Here is a 16,392-nt window from a genome sequence, read left to right on the forward strand (position 1 = left end):
CGCTCGCGTCAGTCGTTGGCGACGACGGGGTAGCGCGGCTCCAGCTCGGCCATCTGCTTCAGCGCGTCCTTGCGGTCCCGCTTGCTGAGCCGGTCGATGTAGAGGTAGCCGTTGAGGTGATCGGTCTCGTGCTGCAGGCAGCGCGCGAAGTAGCCGGTGCCCTCGATGGCGACCGGCTCGCCCTTGGCGTCCTGACCGCGGACCACGGCGTAGTCGGGGCGGGCCAGCGAGGCGTAGGCGCCGGGCACGGACAGGCAGCCCTCGTTGGAGTCGTCCAGGATCCGGCGCTCGGCGGGCAGCTCGTCCAGGACCGGGTTGCAGATCGCGCCGACGTGCCGGACGCCCTGGTCGTCGGGGCAGTCGTAGACGAAGACCTTCAGGTCCACACCGATCTGGTTCGCGGCCAGGCCCACGCCCTCGGCGGTGCGCTGGCTGGCGAACATGTCGTCGATGAGCTGGGCGAGCCGGTCGTCGAACTCCGTGACGTCCTTGCACTCCTTGTGGAGCACGGGGTTGCCGACGACCGTGATCGGCCGCGAGGTGCCGCGCTCGCGGTGGGCGGTCTCCCGCTCCTCCGCGTCCGTGACGTCATCGATGAATGCTTCGTCCACGCGCTGGTCACCGTCTTGATCAAAAACAGGCTGCTGGGCCATCTCCGCCGTACGCCTTCCTGAAAACCCTGAGTAGTCGCCCTACAGCCTACGGGGGCGCGCCCCGGCGCTCAGCAGACCTCTTCCAGATCCCGCCACTCGCGGGTGTCCGGGCTGTCCGCGACCCAGCCGTCCAGCAGACCGCGCACCAGGGCGGACGGCGCCGCGATACCGCACTCGCGCTCGGGCACCCACAGCGAGCCCGAGCCCGCCGTGCGGTGGCCCAGCGGTCCGGGGTGGCCCGGTTCACTGTGGTCGTGCGGGTCCAGATGCTCGCCGTCGCCCTCGTCGCTGGGCATCCGGCTCTCCGAGCACGTCCGGCACAGCAGCCGGACCGATGACGACCAGTCCTCGGCGGCGAAGCCCGCATCGGCCGCCAGCCGCTCCAGGGCGTCCCGGTCGGCCTCCGTGGCGGCCTCCAGGAGCACCACCCAGGTGGGGACCGGGGAGGGCGCCCACAGCTCGATCTCGTCGAAGACCGGATAGGCCCGGGTGGCACCGTCGGCACCCGACGCAATGGTCCGCTCGCCGTGCGGGACGCCGTCGTGCAGCACCACCTCGCCCCAGCGCCGCCCGGAGGAGGGCAGCGGGATGGAGAGCACCTCGATACGGGCCGGGTCCAGCCGGCGGCCCCAGACCACCTCGGCCTCGCCCTCCGGGGAGAGGCGGACGGCGGCGCTGCCCAGGGCCATACCGAGCGGTTCGCCGGACGGCGAGCCCTCACCGGGGACCTTGAGGCCATACGCCTGCCAGGCGCGGCGGGCCAGCGGCCAGTCCTGCAGGGCGGTGGCGGCGATGCCGACGTTCCACCAGTCGGGCGCCCCGGCCTCGCGGTCCAGCAGCGCGACCGCGCGCAGACCGGCGGCCCTGGCCTGGTCCCAGTCGTGCCGGAACTTGTGCAGCAGGGCGAGGTTGAACCAGGACTCGGACAGCCACGGCTCCATGTCGGCGGCGCGGGTCAGCAGCGCCCCCGCGTCCTCGTAACGGCCGTCGCCGATCAGCGTGAAAGCGCGGTCGGTCGCCTGCCGCCACGAGGCGGAGGGCCGATGCCGTACCTTGCCGAAGATCTTCACGATTCCCGCCTGCTGGTTGCTCTTGGTGCCGCTGCGGTGGGGTGCCGAGCGGCGTCCGGGGCCGTCTGAGGGGCCCACTCGACAACCTGCCACAGATTGCCGTCGGGCTCAGCCTGGTTTGCCGGCCCCCCTGCGGCTCCTTGCCCTTCGCCGACCCCCTGAACCCCCTGAAAGGGGCTTCCTTCGCATCCAACCATGCCCATCTCGGAGGCCGCTCATTACCCATGGGTTCCGTGACATACGGCGCTCTGTGACAGCGGGGCGGCGGCGATGCGGGGGCGGGAGCGGGGAGACGGGCTCCCCGAGGCGGCTGTTGACCGGCCGGGAACCGTTTCCCGCCTTACCGGGGCATACAGATCCGGGGCGGGGCGGCGTACGCCGGACGACCGGGCACCGCCCGTCCCGCGCCGCCGGAGGAGTCGGCCATCTCACACCGGCAACGCACACCGGCGCCTCGCACGGCCCGCCCGCACCGACGTCTCGCACGGCCCGCCCGCACCGACGTCTCACACCGCCCGCACACTCTGCCGTCTCACACCGCCCGGCCGCCGCACGCCAGGACCCTGGCCAGCGCCTCGACGACCCGGGGCTCGTGGTCCTGCGCGGTGGCCAGCCGCAGCCGCTCCAGGGCGCGCAGCGAGCCGCCCGGCCCCGCCGGCTCCCCCGACAGATCGTCGTAGGCGTTGACCGTGCGGACGATACGCGCCGTGACCGGCTGGTCCCGGTACGGATCGGCCTGCCGCTCGACGATCACCGCGACCTGGGCGGGAACCCCGGTCTGCCGGACCACGGCGCCGCCCAGCAGCGCGATCCGGCGCTGCTGGGCGGGCGGCAGCGGCGCGGTGGCACCGTCCGGCACCGGGTCGAGGAGCGAGAGCTGGCCGATGTCATGCATCAGCGCGGCGTATTCGAGCACGTCCAGGTCCGGTTCGTTCAGACCGAGTTCACGGCCCACGGCGCGGCTGAGCGCGGCCACCCGGCGGGCGTGGCCGTGGGGGGTGTAGCCGGCGATCTCGGTGGAGCGGGCCAGCGAGGCGATGGTCTGGCGGTAGGTGGTGCGCACGGCCGCGAACCGGCGGAAGGCGAACTGGGTCAGCAGCAGCGGCAGACAGAAGACCGGCAGCGCCCAGAGCCCGGCGACCGCGGTGGCCAGCGAGATCACCACTCCGGTGGCACAGATCGCCGAGCCGATACCGGGCAGCGCCCGCAACTCGTCGCGCAGCAGCGGCCCGTACGGCCAGCCGGTGCGGGCGCGGGCCAGCGCGGCCGCCAGCACCGCGTCGCACAGCGCGGTCAGCGCCATCAGGCCGGTCAGGAACAGCGGGTAGACCGGTCCTGAGGCCACCCAGCTGCTCAGGGTCCCGGTGTTGTAGAGGGGCTGGAAGCAGGTGGCGGCGAACCCGATGGTCAGTATCCGGCGGGCGAGGTGGTCGAGCGCCGGTTCCCGGCCGCGGGCGACCTGCGGGACGAGTCCGACCAGACCGGCCGCCAGGACCACGGCCACGGTCTGCGGTACGCCATGGGTCGTCGGCCGTCCGCCGGCCTCACCGAGCAGCGCGTACGCGAGGGCGCCGGCCGCACCGAGCGGGGCGCCCTCCCGCTCTCCCGGCCCCCGCCCCCCGGCCGTCGGTGCCACGCCCCGGCCCACCAGCTCGCCCACCGCTATCAGCAGCCCGAAGGCCAGCGCGATCCCGGGCTCGGCCAGGCCCTCCCAGAGCGTCCGGCCGAGCGACCAGCACGCCAGCGCACCCGCCGGGGCGTAGACGGCGGCGATCACGGCGCCGCCCCGTGCGGCAGGCGCCCCGGGGCGGGTGGCGCGGCCGTCCGCCGCCCGGCTCCCGGACGGCCAGGACGGCCGGGTCTGCTCCGGGGCGCCGCTCATCGCGCGCCCTTCCGGCCGGCTTCTTCGGGGCGCGGCTCGGACCGCCGGACCGGTCGCCGCCCGCCGGCGCCCGGCTCCCCGGCCCCCTGCACCGCGGCCGCTCCCGGCACCTCGTCGGCTCCCGGCACCGCACCGGCCCCCTCCGCCGCACCGGCTCCTTGCGGGCCGACGGCTTCCGGCCCCTCCCGCACCGCACCGGGCTCCGCGTCCGCCGCCGTCACCAGGTCCGGGTGCCAGCCGTACCGGTCGAGCGACGCCGCCAGCGCCCGGACCATCCGCGGGTCGAACTGCGCCCCGGCGCACTTGCGCAGCTCCGCCACGGCTGCCGGCACCGGACGGGCCCGGCGGTAGGAGCGGGTCGAGGTCATCGCGTCGAAAGCGTCCGCGACCGCCACCACCCGGGCGCATTCCGGGATCTGATGCCCCGTCAATCCGTAGGGATAGCCGCGCCCGTCCAGCCGCTCGTGGTGGTGCAGGATCGCCGCCCGCGCCTCCCCCAGGAAGCCGATACCGCGCACGATCTCGTGTCCGTACTCGGGATGCAGCTCGATGACCCGGCGCTCCTCGGGCGTCAGCGGCCCGTCCTTGCGCAGCAGCCGGGTGGGGACGCCGAGTTTGCCGACGTCGTGCAGGATGCCGGCGAACCGCAGCACCTCCACCCGGTCCTCCGTCATGCCCAGCTCCCGGGCGATCATCACCGAGGCGCGCCCGACCCGCTCGCTGTGCCCGCGGGTGTAGCGGTCCTTGATGTCCACGGCCTGGACGAGGGCGCGGAGGGTGGCCTGGTGGGCGGTGCGTTCACGGTGGTACTGGGCGAAGACCCAGCAGGACAGGCACATCGGCAGCAGCACCAGCAGTGCCGCCGTCGGCCCGTACGAACTGCGCCACAGGACCGCCATCATCAGCCCGGCCAGGCCGTGCACCAGATGCGGCCCCAGCGAACGGGGCAGCGCCCCGCGCCAGGCGGTGCGCAGGGGGTGCCGCTCGGCGGCGGCCAGCACGCCGCCGTCGAGCGCCACGAGCACCGCGCAGAAGGTGGCGGCGGCGGCCGCGGCCGGCAGCAGCAGAACGGGGAACTGCGGTGCGGACAGCGGGTGATGGCCGAGGGAGCGGAAGACCAGGGCGGCCGCGCAGCAGGCCAGTGCGGCCTCGGCGGCGTGCCAGAGCCTGCGGGCGCCGGCCGAGCGTTCCTTCGCCGGACCGGTCAGCGCTCCGGGGACGGCGGCCAGTGCGGCCAGGGGCGGCGGCAGCAGAAAGACCCCGGCGAGCAGGACGGGGCTGGCCCAGCCGGTGACCAAGGCCCCGGGCGCCCCTGCGGAACCCGCGCCGTACGGTATCCGGCCGCCCGCCAACGGGCAGCGGTGCAGCTGTTCGCACAGTGTGTACAGGGTGGCCAGGGCCAGTGTGCTGCTCCAGGGGGCGTCGGCACCGAGCCGTGACGCCGGAGCGGCACACAGCGCCGCGGCCAGTACGGCGCAGCCGATATACCCCCGCGCGGCCGCCGGAAGTCCCCGCATCGCGCCCTCCTCACCGTGCCCACCGCTCCCCTGCGCTCTTGGGGAGCAGAGGGACCCCTCGCCCTGCCTCCGCAGTGCGTCGGGGTCCGGTGAGAATAGAGGGGCTGGGGCACCGGGGAAGGTGCATCAGCGGATCGGGCGGGACGAATCGGCCCGCCCCTCACCCCTTAGGGTGATGAGCCACGTTATTCGGCTCGCGCGGTACGGCTCCGTGCATCGGTGGAACCGGTCGCCCCGTCCGGACCGGTCCCCTCCTCGGATGCCGCCGCCTGCTCGCGCTGCGCCTGTTCCTTCTTGGCCTGTTCGAGCACGCTCACCTCGGGCACGGTCTCCCCGGCCCGGATGAGGTCGATCCGGCCCATCACCTTGGAGCGCAGGTCGCTGGGGACGTCGTCATGGCCGCAGCAGCGCTTGACGAGCTTCTTGACCGCCTGCTCCAGGCCGTACTTCTCCAGGCACGGCGAGCATTCGTCGAGATGCACCTGGAAATCTGCGCACTCCCCTTCGGGCATCTCCCGGTCGAGATACTCGTAGAGGTGGTCAAGGACCTCTGAGCAGTCCTTCTCGTGCGGCTCTCCGCAGCTCATGATCCCGAGCCTTTCCGGTCGTGCGACTCCGTCGTGCGCGCGGACTGCGGGTCCGCGGTCGCCGCCCCCGCCGGGACCAGCCCGCGCTCACGAGCGTAATCCTCCAGCATGCCGCGCAGTTGGCGCCGGCCTCGGTGCAGTCGGGACATCACCGTGCCGATGGGTGTCCCCATGATGTCCGCGATCTCCTTGTACGCAAACCCCTCGACATCCGCCAGGTAGACCGCGATACGGAATTCCTCGGGGATCGCCTGGAGCGCGGCCTTCACATCGGAGTCGGGGAGGTGGTCGAGCGCCTGGGACTCCGCGGAGCGCAGGCCCGTCGACATGTGCGACTCGGCGCGCGCCAGCTGCCAGTCCTCGATCTCCTCGGCGGCGCTGCGCTGGGGCTCGCGCTGCTTCTTGCGGTAGGAGTTGATGAAGGTGTTCGTGAGGATGCGGTACAGCCAGGCCTTGAGGTTGGTGCCCTCCCGGAACTGGTGGAAGGACGCATACGCCTTGGCGTATGTCTCCTGCACCAGGTCCTCCGCATCGGCCGGATTGCGCGTCATGCGCAGCGCGGCGGAGTACATCTGGTCCAGGAACGTCAGCGCGTCCCGCTCGAAGCGCGCATTGCGTTCGGCGGCGCTCTCCTGAGCCTTGTCCTCAGCCGTGCCGTCGGTCCCTGCGTCGGTACCGGTGACCGGACCCACCTCCTCCAACACCGTCCTGGATCCGGATGCGGACCCACCCGATTCGGAGAATAGACGACGATCCGGTGCGGCCGCCGCTCCAGCCAGGGCGGGCTGCGTCACCTGCATCTGCGACCACGGCAGGTCGGCGGCCGGGCGGGCCGGGCAAGCGATTCCCATGCGGCGGACTCCTCTTCCTCGTGCTTCACCGGACGTACTCGAGTACTACGCCTGGCACAACAGCCGCATGCGGCGCGGCATTCCCGGAAGCGGGGCCCAAAGGGCCGACGGGCGGCTGCGGGCGGAGTGGCAAGCCCGCTTGCCACTCCGGCAAGGGGGCGCGCACGACGGGAAGCGCGCACGGGGGAAGCGAGCCGTCAGCCGAACATCCCGTCCAGCCAGGCCGCCACGGCGTCCGTGATCACGGCCATCGACTCCGCCTCACCGACACCCGCCCTCTTCGGCACCGCGAAGCCGTGGTCGGCGTGCGCCACCTCGGTGATCTCCGTCCCGGGCGGGAACTCCTCGGGCCGTCCGAACGGATCCCGGCCGCCCTGGACCACCAGCGTCGGCACCCCGGCACCGGTCAGCTCGTCCACCCGGGACTTCTCCGGCCGGCCCGGCGGATGCAGCGGGAAGCTGAGCGCCAGTACGGCCTGCGCACCCAGGTCCCGCGCCGTACGGCAGGCCACCCGGGCGCCGGCGCTGCGGCCGCCGGCGACCACCGGCAGCCCCGGCTTCTCCAGCACCGGCCACAGCGCGGTCCATCCGGAGTCCAGGGTCTTCGGCGCGGGCGCCAGCTTCTTGCCCGCCACCCGCCACGGCTGCTCGACCAGCGCCACGGTGTACCCGCGGGCCGGCAGGGCGGCCGCCAGAGCCCTCAGGTCGCGTGCCTCGATGCCCCCGCCGGCGCCATGGCTCACGGCCACCACGGCCCGTGCCGGTGTGGCGTCGCGGTGCCAGGTGATCCGGGCGTCGCCCGCCGGTGTGCCGACCGTCTCGGTCTCCATCGCGCCAGTGCTCATACGCCCATCCTGCCCGTGCCACGGCCGGACGGGCACCGCGGACACCCGCGCGGCACGACAGACACCCCGCACGCCACCACAGACATCCGCGCGGCACCACGGGCACACGGGCGCGCCGCCCCGCCACCGGCGCCCGCCACCGGCCGGACCCGCCTCAGAACAGCGTGCCCACCTCCGGACCGTCGAGCTCGGCGACCAGCTCGGGCCCGTTGTTGCGGACGTTGCTGACACCGGTCGGGACGGGATGGGCGCGCATCATCCCGGCCGGCGGCGGCGCCAGCAGTGCGCGTATCTCGTCGGGGCCGGTGCGGGACGGGTCGAGCCAGGCGTCCCAGCGGTCCGGTGTCAGCACCAGCGGCATCCGGGGGTGGATCTCGGCCAGCGACTGCGGTCCCCCGTCGCCGGCGGCCCCCGCCAGCGGGGTGGTCTCGGCCTCCGTGGTGACGACCGTGCAGCTCACCCACCAGGCCAGCGGGTGGTCGCCGGGCAGCGTCCGGTCCCGCCAGAATTCGTAGAGCCCGGCCATCGCCATCACGGACCCGTCGGCGGGCGTCACGAAGTACGGCTGCTTACGGGGCCGCTTCTTCCTGCCCTGCTCCTCCAGCTGCCGCTCCGCGGCGTCGGTGACCCACTCGAAGTAGCCGTCCCCCGGGAGCAGGCACCGCCGGGTCGCGAAGGCCTGCCGGAAGGACGGCTTCTCGTGCACCGTCTCGGCCCGCGCATTGATCATCTTCGCGGCGGCCTCGGGTGACTTCGACCACGACGGGACCAGGCCCCACTTCAGCGTCCGCAGCTGGCGCACCGGGCCGTCCGGCGCGGCGGCGCCGGCCGCCGCGCCCTTGAGAGGACGTTCGAGCACCGCCTGCACCCGGTCCGTCGGCGCCACGTTCCAACTGGGCGCCAGGGTCTCCGTCGGCTCCCACTGCTGAACGCCGAAAGTCCCCACCAGGTCCTCGGGCCGACGACTCGCTGCATACCTGCCACACATGCATGCCACACTGCCATGCCACACGAAGGGGAGACATGGACACCGACCACCTCACCGACATATGGAGCCGAGTCTTCGGGACCCAGCCCGCCCCGTCGCTCTGGCTGGTGATCATCACGGCGGTGCTCGCCCTGGGCGCCGTCGTCCCGCACACCGCCTGGCGGCTGTCGCGGAACGCCGTCACCATCGCCCACGAGGGCGGCCACGGACTGATCGCCCTGCTCACCGGCCGCCGTCTGGACGGCATCCGGCTGCACTCGGACACCTCGGGCCTGACCGTTTCGCGCGGCAAGCCGACCGGTCTGGGCATGGTGCTGACCGCCGCGGCCGGCTACATCGCCCCGTCCCTGCTGGGTCTGGCGGGTGCCGCGCTGCTCGCCGCGGGCCACATCACGGCGCTGCTGTGGGGCGCGACCGCACTGCTGCTGGCGATGCTCATCATGATCCGTAACGCGTACGGCGTGCTCACCGTGGTACTGACCGGCGCCGCGTTCGTGCTGGTCTCCTGGCTGACGACGGCCCAGGTGCAGGCGGCGTTCGCCTATGCGGTGGTGTGGTTCCTGCTGCTGGGCGGGGTGCGGCCGCCGTTCGAGCTGATGGGCAAGCGGCGTCACGGGGGTGCGGTGGACTCCGATCCGGACCAGCTGGCGCGCCTGACCCATGTCCCGGCGGCCGTCTGGCTCGGCCTGTTCCACGTGGTGACGCTGTGCTCCTTGACGGGCGGCGGCCGCTGGCTGCTCGGCCTCTGACGCCCACCGCCCCGGGCGCCGGCCGGATCCCGTACCGCCATGCCCGGGGTTTTTGCCCCCACGCCGGGGTGTCCGCCGCCACGCCCGCGGTGTCCGCCGCCACGCCCGGGGTGTCCGCCGCCACCCCGCTCCCGGCAGGCGAGCGCACCACCACTGCCACGTTTCTGCGGGGTTGCGCCGCTTTTGATCAAGATCGGCACCCTTGCCCAGCCATTAAAGTAAGGGGCATGACCGAGAGCCCCGCACACCCCGCCCTCTGGCCCGCCCCGCTCGCCGCCGGGGCCGTGGATGCCACCGTCACCGTTCCCGGCTCCAAATCGGTCACCAACCGCGGCCTGGTCCTGGCCGCCCTCTCCTCCGAGCCCGGCTGGCTGCGCCGGCCGCTGCGCTCCCGGGACACGCTCCTGATGGCCGAGGCGCTGCGCACCCTGGGCGTCGGCATCGAGGAGACCGCCTCCTCCAGCTCCGCCGGCGCCGCCGCGCAGCCCGGCGGCGGTGAGGCCTGGCGGATCATCCCGGCGGGTCTGCACGGCCCGGCCACCATCGACGTCGGCAACGCCGGCACGGTCATGCGCTTCCTCCCCCCGGTCGCCGCGCTCGCCGACGGCCCGGTCCGCTTCGACGGCGATCCCCGCTCCTACGAGCGCCCGCTCGGCGGCGTGATCGACGCGCTGCGCGCCCTGGGCGCCCGGATCGACGACGACAACCGCGGCGCGCTGCCCATGACGGTCTTCGGCAGCGGCGGCCTGGACGGCGGGCCGGTCGAGATCGACGCGTCCTCGTCCTCCCAGTTCGTCAGCGCTCTGCTGCTGTCCGCGCCGCGCTTCAACCAGGGCGTCGAGGTCCGGCACGTGGGCGCGGCGCTGCCCTCCATGCCGCACATCCGGATGACCGTCGACATGCTGCGCAGTGTCGGCGCGCAGGTGGACACCCCGGAGGCGGGCGGCGAGCCGAACGTCTGGCGGGTCACCCCCGGCGCGCTGCTCGGCCGCGATCTGGTCGTCGAGCCGGACCTGTCCAACGCCCAGCCGTTCCTGGCCGCGGCGCTGGTCACCGGCGGCCGGGTGACCATCCCGGACTGGCCCGAGCACACCACCCAGCCCGGCGACGCGCTGCGCGAGATCTTCACCACCATGGGCGGTTCCTGCGAGCTGACCGAGCAGGGGCTGACCTTCACCGGCAGCGGCCAAATCCACGGCATCGACGTCGACCTGAGCGAGGTCGGCGAGCTGACCCCGGGCATCGCCGCGGTCGCCGCCCTGGCCGACTCCCCCTCCACGCTGCGCGGCGTGGCGCATCTGCGGCTCCACGAGACCGACCGGCTGGCCGCGCTCACCAAGGAGCTCAACGAACTCGGCGGGGATGTCACCGAGACCGCGGACGGGCTGCACATCCGGCCGCGCCCCCTGCACGGCGGGATCTTCCACACCTACGAGGACCACCGGCTGGCCACCGCCGCGGCGGTCATCGGCCTGGCGGTCGACGGCGTGGAGGTGGAGAACGTCGCCACCACCGCCAAGACCCTGCCCGACTTCCCCGCGATGTGGACGGACATGCTCGGCCCGGCGGCCGTCCCCGCCCGGAGAGCGTGAGGGCCCCGCCGCCATGCGCCGCTACGGAAAGAACCCCGACGAGGACGACATCCGCGTCCGCCCCAACCCCAAGGGCAACCGCCCCCGGACCAACATCCGCCCCAAACACGAGGACGCCGGCGAGGGCCTGGTGCTGACCGTCGACCGCGGCCGGCTGACCTGCCTGGTCGACGGCCGTACGGTCACCGCGATGAAGGCCCGCGAACTGGGCCGCAAGAGCGCAGTGGTCGGCGACCGGGTCGCCGTCGTCGGGGACCTGACCGGCGCCAAGGACACCCTCGCCCGGATCGTCCGGGTCGAGTCGCGCTCCTCGACGCTGCGCCGTACGGCCGACGACGACGACCCGTTCGAGCGGGTCGTGGTCGCCAACGCCGACCAGCTCGCGATCGTCACCGCGCTGGCCGACCCCGAGCCGCGCCCCCGGCTCATCGACCGCTGTCTGGTCGCCGCCTACGACGCGGGCCTCGACCCGCTGCTGGTGCTGACCAAGTCCGATCTGGCCTCCGCGGACACCCTGTTGGAGTCCTACGGCGCGCTCGGCGTCCCCTACCTGGTCACCAACCGCGACGAACTCGCCGACGGCAGCGCCGCCGAGCGGGTGCGGGCCGCGCTGACGGGCCGTATGACGGCGTTCGTCGGACACTCCGGAGTGGGCAAGACCACCTTGGTCAACTCCCTGGTCCCGGAGCGCCGCCGGGCCATCGGCCATGTCAACGCGGTCACCGGCCGCGGGCGGCACACCACCACCTCCGCGCTGGCGCTCCCGCTGCCCGGCGACTCGGGCTGGGTCATCGACACCCCGGGCGTACGGTCCTTCGGGCTGCATCACGTGGATCCGTCCCGGGTCATCCACGCCTTCCCGGATCTGGAGCCCGGCACCGCGGGCTGCCCGCGCGCCTGCAGCCACGACGAACCGGACTGCGCGCTGGACGCCTGGGTCGCCGACGGGCACGCCGATCCGGCCCGTCTCTACTCCCTGCGCCGCCTCCTGGCCACCCGCGAACGACGCGAGGGCGACTGACCTTTGACGTTTGCCGCCGCCCATCGGAGGTAAAGGCATAATCACACCAAGGTCGGCGTAGCGCTCAAGCAGGCCCTGATCGCCCGGACGGGGCCCGGACGAGTGATTCTGACGCCCCGTCGTCGCTCATGTAAGACAGGCTCTGGCTGACGGAGGCAATGGGACATGGCGTGGCTGCTGGTCGTGGTGGCGGGGATCCTGGAGACCGGCTTCGCGGTCTGCCTCAAGCTTTCGCACGGCTTCACCCGCCTCTTCCCGACCATCGCCTTCGCGGCCTTCGCCCTCGGCAGCTTCGGCCTGCTGACGCTGGCGCTGCGCAAACTCGACGTCGGCCCGGCGTATGCGGTGTGGACCGGGATCGGCGCGGCCGGGACGGCGATCTACGGCATGGTCTTCCTCGGCGACGTGGTCTCCACTCTCAAGATCGTCTCCATCACGCTGGTCATCGTCGGCGTGGTCGGTCTGCAGCTGTCGGGGTCGGCGCACTGAGCCATCGGCGCACCGGACCGGGAGCGCCGGTCCGCACGGCGGACGGCGCGGTGGCCTGGGGGGGGGCACCGCGCCCGTCGCCGCCGGCGCGCGTGCGGCCCGTCCACCGCGCGGTCGTCACGCCCCGCTACCCCGCCGCGCGGCACGGTCGTGACGCCCCGTCACCCATGGCCTGCCGACGGCGCACCGGCCACCATCCGGGCGAAGGCACCCCGTACGAGCCGGGACACCGCCTCCGTCTCCAGCTCCCGGCGCGGCCTCTGAGCCGGTAGGCACCCGGGGACCTGTGCCGCGCCGGGGGCCGGCGGGGCGACGACACAGGCCAGGGTCAGCCGCGCCGCGGTCTCGCAGGCGGTGCCCAGGGCGGGCAGCTCCTCCGCGGGCCAGTCGGGCTCCAGCGCCGCGACCGCCTGGTCGCAGAAGCGGCCGACGAGCTCCGCGGGCCCCGGCAGCGGCCCCTCGACGGGCGCCGCGGCGCGCTGCACGGGGACGCCGGAGCGGTCGGCCCGTACCGGCACCGGGTCGGCCGACGGCCTGGAAGGGGCCGGCAGCCGGTCGCTCCAGCAGCCGGTCAGTACGGCCCTGACCAGGGGGTTCGCACGGGCGGTCCGGAGTGTCCAGGCGGCTGCGGCCACCACCCGGCCGGCCGCGTCGCCCCGCGCCCCGGCGGCCGAGGCGCCCCGGGACAGCGCCCGGGCGACCCCGGCGAGGTAGTTCTCGGTCTCCCGGCGGACCAGGGCGCGGGCCAGCCCTTCCTTGCTGCCGAACTCGTTGTAGAGCGTCTGCCGGGAGACACCGGCGGCGGCCGCGACATCGACCATCCGGATGGCCGTCCAGGCGCGTTGCGTCAGCGCCGTATAGGCGGCATCGAGCAGGGCTTCACGCGCTGCGGGCATCCGTCGCCTCCCCGGCCGCCGGCCCAGGTGGCCGGTGTGCGCACAGAATTGACGTGGCGCCAGATGCTGTCAAGGGCCCTCGCGGCACACCCGCACCGGCGGGGCCCGGGGCCGTCACACGCCCGGCGGCGCATGGCCGTGTGGCTCCTGCCTATACCAGTCGATACTGTTCGCCCATGCCCGACTATCACGATGATCTTCGCCTCGGCCATGTTCTCGCGGACGCCGCGGACGCCGCCACCATGGAGCGCTTCAAGGCCCTCGACCTCAAAGTCGAGACCAAACCGGACATGACGCCGGTGAGTGAGGCGGACAAGGGCGCCGAGGAGCTGATCCGCAGCCACCTCCAGCGGGCCCGGCCACGGGACGCGGTGCTCGGCGAGGAGTTCGGCAGCGAGGGCGCGGGACCGCGGCGCTGGATCATCGACCCGATCGACGGCACGAAGAACTACGTCCGCGGGGTGCCGGTCTGGGCCACACTGATCGCGCTGATGGAGCGCGGCGAGGGCGGCGACCGCCCGGTGGTCGGCATCGTCTCCGCCCCGGCGCTCAACCGCCGCTGGTGGGCCGCCGACGGCCTGGGGGCCTTCACCGGCCGCAGCCTGACCTCCGCGACCCGGCTGCAGGTCTCGCAGGTCGGCCGCATCCAGGACGCCTCGTTCGCCTACTCGTCACTGACCGGCTGGGAGGAGCGCGGCAAGCTGCCCGGCTTCCTCGACCTGAGCCGGGACTGCTGGCGCACCCGCGGCTACGGGGACTTCTGGCCGTACATGATGATCGCCGAGGGGTCGGTGGACATCTGCGCGGAGCCGGAGCTCTCCCTGTGGGACATGGCGGCGTGCGCCGTGGTCGTGAAGGAGGCCGGCGGACAGTTCACCGGACTGGACGGCAAGCCGGGCCCGCACAGCGGCAACGCGGCGGCCTCCAACGGTCTGCTGCACGAGGATTTGCTGGGTTATCTCGGCGACTCCCCGCGCTGACCTGCGGCGGGGCGGATATTCGGACACCCGTCCCGCAGTTGCCCCTTGTTGCATCGACACAGGCATGTGAACATGAGAATCCCCCACTTTGTGAACTTGTGAATCCCTTCGCAAGGCACATTCACCAAGGAGGTGGCTCCACTCCATGCCCATGCACGTCAAAGACGCCATGAGCACGGTGGTCCTCACCATCGGGCCCGCTCACACCCTCCGGCAGGCGGCTCAGCTGATGGCGGCCCGCCGCATCGGCGCGGCCGTGGTCCTCGACAACGACAACAGCGGCATCGGCATCCTCACCGAGCGCGACATCCTCAATTCCCTCGGCGCGGGCGAGAACCCCGACCGGGAGACCGCCCAGACCCACACCACCTCGGACGTGGTCTTCGCCGCTCCGCACTGGACCCTCGACGACGCCGCGGACGCCATGGTGCGCGGCGGCTTCCGCCATCTGATCGTGCTCAACGACCATGAACCGGTCGGCGTGGTGTCCGTACGCGACATCATCCGCTGCTGGTCGGCCGCCACGGAACGGGCCGACGCCGTACCGGCCTGAGCACGGGGCCGGACGCACGAAGAGGCCGGAGCCCACTGGCATCCGGCCTCTTCGCTTATGTACGGCAGCGACAGTTGAGCAACCCCCACGGCGCGCCACCACCTCCGCGAGAGCGGCTGGGGGCACCTCCCAGCGGTAGCTGGGGGAGGCTTAGCCGCAAAAGGGAGCCCAGCTCAGCCGCGCAGGGCCTGGACCGCGGCTTCCAGCCGCTTGCCGTAGTCCGCGTCCGCCTTGCGGAAGTTCTCGATCGCCCGCTGGGCGATGTCGTCGCGGGAGACCTGGGAGATGAAGCCCGCCAGGTTGTCGATCAGGCGCTCCCTCTCGTCCTCCGACATCAGGCGGTAGAGCGTGCCGGCCTGGACGAAGTCGGTGTCCTCGGCATGCGAGGGCGCGGCCTGCTCGCCGGTGGGGCCGGTCACGGTGGCCGGCTGCCACAGGGGGCGGCCGGTCTCGCTCGGGCCGCCGAAGCTGTTGGGCTCGTAGTTCTTCGCGCCCGCGTGCCGGCCGTCGTAGAGCACACCGTCCCGGCCGTGGCTGCGCGCCTCGGTGGCGTGCGGGCGGTTCACCGGGAGGTGGTCGGCGTTGATGCCGACGCGGTAGCGGTGGGCGTCGCCGTAGGCGAAGAGACGGCCCTGGAGCATCTTGTCGGGAGACGGGCCGATACCCGGCACGAAGTGGTGCGGGGAGAAGATCGACTGCTCGACCTCGGCGAAGATGTTCTGCGGGTTGCGGTTGAGCTCCAGCTTGCCGATCTCGATCGGCGGGTAGTCCTCGTGCGGCCAGACCTTGGTCAGGTCGAACGGGTTGAAGCGGTAGCTGGCCGCGTCGGCCTCGGGCATGATCTGCACCTGGACGGTCCAGCTCGGGAAGTCGCCCCGCTCGATGGACTGACGCAGATCGCGCTGGTGGCTGTCGGCGTCGTCACCGGCGAGCTTGTCGGCCTCGGCCTGGGTGAGGTTCTTGATGCCCTGGTCGGTCTTGAAGTGGTACTTGACCCAGAAGACCTCACCGGCGGCGTTGTTCCACTGGAAGGTGTGCGAGCCGTAGCCGTTCATGTGGCGGTAGGAGGCGGGGATGCCGCGGTCTCCGAACAGCCAGGTGACCTGGTGGGTGGACTCCGGCGACAGGCCCCAGAAGTCCCAGACGTTGTCCGCCTCCTGCGAGCCGGTGTACGGGTCGCGCTTCTGGGTGTGGATGAAGTCGGGGAACTTGATGGCGTCCTTGATGAAGAACACCGGGGTGTTGTTGCCGACGAGGTCGTAGTTGCCCTCTTCGGTGTAGAACTTCAGCGCGAAACCGCGCGGGTCACGCACCGCGTCGGCCGAGCCGAGGTTGCCCGCGACGGTGGAGAAGCGCAGGAAGGTCTCGGTCTGCTTGCCGACCTCGGAGAGGAAGTGGGCGCGGGTGTACTTGGTCACATCCGCGGTCACCGTGAACGTGCCGTACGCGGCGGCGCCGCGGGCGTGCACGATGCGCTCCGGGATGCGCTCGCGGTTGAAGTGCGCGAGCTTTTCGATCAGGAGCTGGTCCTGGATGAGGCCGGGACCGCCGATGCCGGCCGTCTCGCTGTTCTGGTTGTCCCCGACCGGAGCCCCGGACTCCGTGGTCAGCGGTCCGGTGGTGCTCTCTACCGACACTTGCGCCTCCTGGAAAGTCTTCTGCACCTGCCCTTGGCTTGCGCCGATCACGATCCTACATTGGACAATGTCTAAGTCAAGA

At 72.7% G+C, this 16,392-nt stretch carries 16 protein-coding genes; 6 read left to right on the plus strand and 10 right to left on the minus strand.

The window, feature by feature from the left end:
• Window positions 1-8: 8 nt before the first annotated feature.
• The 8 genes from def to OHS81_RS11545 form a co-directional block, all read right to left on the minus strand.
• Window positions 9-653, minus strand: coding sequence for a peptide deformylase (def, locus tag OHS81_RS11510; RefSeq protein WP_088799875.1), 645 nt, complete (start codon window positions 651-653; stop codon window positions 9-11).
• A gap of 68 nt (window positions 654-721) precedes the next feature.
• Window positions 722-1,723: a tetratricopeptide repeat protein gene (locus tag OHS81_RS11515; protein WP_328391065.1), complete on the minus strand. Its 1,002-nt coding sequence runs from the start codon at window positions 1,721-1,723 to the stop codon at window positions 722-724.
• Between the two features lie 532 nt (window positions 1,724-2,255).
• Window positions 2,256-3,605, minus strand: coding sequence for an HD-GYP domain-containing protein (locus tag OHS81_RS11520; protein WP_328384704.1), 1,350 nt, complete (start codon window positions 3,603-3,605; stop codon window positions 2,256-2,258).
• Window positions 3,602-5,122, minus strand: a complete 1,521-nt coding sequence (locus OHS81_RS11525; protein WP_328384705.1) for an HD-GYP domain-containing protein — start codon at window positions 5,120-5,122, stop codon at window positions 3,602-3,604. Before OHS81_RS11525 ends, OHS81_RS11520 begins: the two co-directional genes overlap by 4 nt.
• Before the next feature lie 185 nt (window positions 5,123-5,307).
• Complete coding sequence (rsrA, locus tag OHS81_RS11530; protein ID WP_328384706.1) at window positions 5,308-5,709, minus strand: mycothiol system anti-sigma-R factor; 402 nt, start codon at window positions 5,707-5,709, stop codon at window positions 5,308-5,310.
• Window positions 5,706-6,401: a sigma-70 family RNA polymerase sigma factor gene (locus tag OHS81_RS11535; protein WP_328391067.1), complete on the minus strand. Its 696-nt coding sequence runs from the start codon at window positions 6,399-6,401 to the stop codon at window positions 5,706-5,708. Before OHS81_RS11535 ends, rsrA begins: the two co-directional genes overlap by 4 nt.
• 356 nt (window positions 6,402-6,757) lie before the next feature.
• Window positions 6,758-7,390: an alpha/beta hydrolase family protein gene (locus OHS81_RS11540; RefSeq protein WP_328391069.1), complete on the minus strand. Its 633-nt coding sequence runs from the start codon at window positions 7,388-7,390 to the stop codon at window positions 6,758-6,760.
• 169 nt (window positions 7,391-7,559) lie between these two features.
• Window positions 7,560-8,393, minus strand: coding sequence for an SOS response-associated peptidase (locus tag OHS81_RS11545; RefSeq protein ID WP_328384707.1), 834 nt, complete (start codon window positions 8,391-8,393; stop codon window positions 7,560-7,562).
• A 35-nt stretch (window positions 8,394-8,428) separates the two neighbouring features.
• Between OHS81_RS11545 and OHS81_RS11550 the strand changes: the two genes are divergently transcribed.
• The 4 genes from OHS81_RS11550 (at window position 8,429) to OHS81_RS11565 (ending at window position 12,244) form a co-directional block, all read left to right on the plus strand.
• On the plus strand, window positions 8,429-9,142 hold the full coding sequence (locus OHS81_RS11550) for a M50 family metallopeptidase (protein WP_328384708.1): 714 nt from the start codon (window positions 8,429-8,431) through the stop codon (window positions 9,140-9,142).
• A gap of 227 nt (window positions 9,143-9,369) precedes the next feature.
• Entirely contained in the window at window positions 9,370-10,734 is a 1,365-nt protein-coding gene (gene aroA, locus OHS81_RS11555) for a 3-phosphoshikimate 1-carboxyvinyltransferase (RefSeq protein WP_328384709.1), read from the plus strand.
• 13 nt (window positions 10,735-10,747) lie between these two features.
• Window positions 10,748-11,755 carry a ribosome small subunit-dependent GTPase A gene (gene rsgA, locus OHS81_RS11560; RefSeq protein WP_088799860.1) on the plus strand — a complete coding sequence of 336 codons (1,008 nt, stop codon included), beginning with the start codon at window positions 10,748-10,750 and terminating at the stop codon, window positions 11,753-11,755.
• A 165-nt stretch (window positions 11,756-11,920) separates the two neighbouring features.
• Window positions 11,921-12,244: a DMT family transporter gene (locus tag OHS81_RS11565; RefSeq protein ID WP_127155465.1), complete on the plus strand. Its 324-nt coding sequence runs from the start codon at window positions 11,921-11,923 to the stop codon at window positions 12,242-12,244.
• Between the two features lie 161 nt (window positions 12,245-12,405).
• Here OHS81_RS11565 and OHS81_RS11570 read toward each other — a convergent pair whose 3' ends face one another.
• Window positions 12,406-13,140, minus strand: coding sequence for a TetR/AcrR family transcriptional regulator (locus OHS81_RS11570; protein WP_328384710.1), 735 nt, complete (start codon window positions 13,138-13,140; stop codon window positions 12,406-12,408).
• A gap of 176 nt (window positions 13,141-13,316) precedes the next feature.
• Here OHS81_RS11570 and hisN point away from each other — a divergent pair, with 176 nt between their 5' ends.
• Window positions 13,317-14,120, plus strand: coding sequence for a histidinol-phosphatase (gene hisN, locus OHS81_RS11575; RefSeq protein ID WP_328384711.1), 804 nt, complete (start codon window positions 13,317-13,319; stop codon window positions 14,118-14,120).
• Window positions 14,121-14,271: 151 nt separating this feature from the next.
• On the plus strand, window positions 14,272-14,673 hold the full coding sequence (locus OHS81_RS11580; protein ID WP_328391071.1) for a CBS domain-containing protein: 402 nt from the start codon (window positions 14,272-14,274) through the stop codon (window positions 14,671-14,673).
• Window positions 14,674-14,846: 173 nt separating this feature from the next.
• Here the strand turns inward: OHS81_RS11580 and OHS81_RS11585 are convergent, their stop codons facing one another.
• Window positions 14,847-16,310 carry a catalase gene (locus OHS81_RS11585; RefSeq protein ID WP_328384712.1) on the minus strand — a complete coding sequence of 488 codons (1,464 nt, stop codon included), beginning with the start codon at window positions 16,308-16,310 and terminating at the stop codon, window positions 14,847-14,849.
• Between the last annotated feature and the right edge of the window lie 82 nt (window positions 16,311-16,392).

It is taken from the genome of Streptomyces sp. NBC_00400 (assembly GCF_036048035.1).
Taxonomy (GTDB): domain Bacteria; phylum Actinomycetota; class Actinomycetes; order Streptomycetales; family Streptomycetaceae; genus Streptomyces.

Coding starts and splice junctions, on each gene's coding strand:
- OHS81_RS11525 (WP_328384705.1), bottom strand. CDS start 5,122: ATGCGGGGACTTCCGGCGGCCGCGCGGGGGTATATCGGCTGCGCCGTA.
- OHS81_RS11540 (WP_328391069.1), bottom strand. CDS start 7,390: ATGGAGACCGAGACGGTCGGCACACCGGCGGGCGACGCCCGGATCACC.
- OHS81_RS11550 (WP_328384708.1), top strand. CDS start 8,429: ATGGACACCGACCACCTCACCGACATATGGAGCCGAGTCTTCGGGACC.
- rsgA (WP_088799860.1), top strand. CDS start 10,748: ATGCGCCGCTACGGAAAGAACCCCGACGAGGACGACATCCGCGTCCGC.
- aroA (WP_328384709.1), top strand. CDS start 9,370: ATGACCGAGAGCCCCGCACACCCCGCCCTCTGGCCCGCCCCGCTCGCC.
- def (WP_088799875.1), bottom strand. CDS start 653: ATGGCCCAGCAGCCTGTTTTTGATCAAGACGGTGACCAGCGCGTGGAC.
- rsrA (WP_328384706.1), bottom strand. CDS start 5,709: ATGAGCTGCGGAGAGCCGCACGAGAAGGACTGCTCAGAGGTCCTTGAC.
- OHS81_RS11545 (WP_328384707.1), bottom strand. CDS start 8,393: ATGTGTGGCAGGTATGCAGCGAGTCGTCGGCCCGAGGACCTGGTGGGG.
- OHS81_RS11580 (WP_328391071.1), top strand. CDS start 14,272: ATGCACGTCAAAGACGCCATGAGCACGGTGGTCCTCACCATCGGGCCC.
- OHS81_RS11565 (WP_127155465.1), top strand. CDS start 11,921: ATGGCGTGGCTGCTGGTCGTGGTGGCGGGGATCCTGGAGACCGGCTTC.
- OHS81_RS11570 (WP_328384710.1), bottom strand. CDS start 13,140: ATGCCCGCAGCGCGTGAAGCCCTGCTCGATGCCGCCTATACGGCGCTG.
- hisN (WP_328384711.1), top strand. CDS start 13,317: ATGCCCGACTATCACGATGATCTTCGCCTCGGCCATGTTCTCGCGGAC.
- OHS81_RS11520 (WP_328384704.1), bottom strand. CDS start 3,605: ATGAGCGGCGCCCCGGAGCAGACCCGGCCGTCCTGGCCGTCCGGGAGC.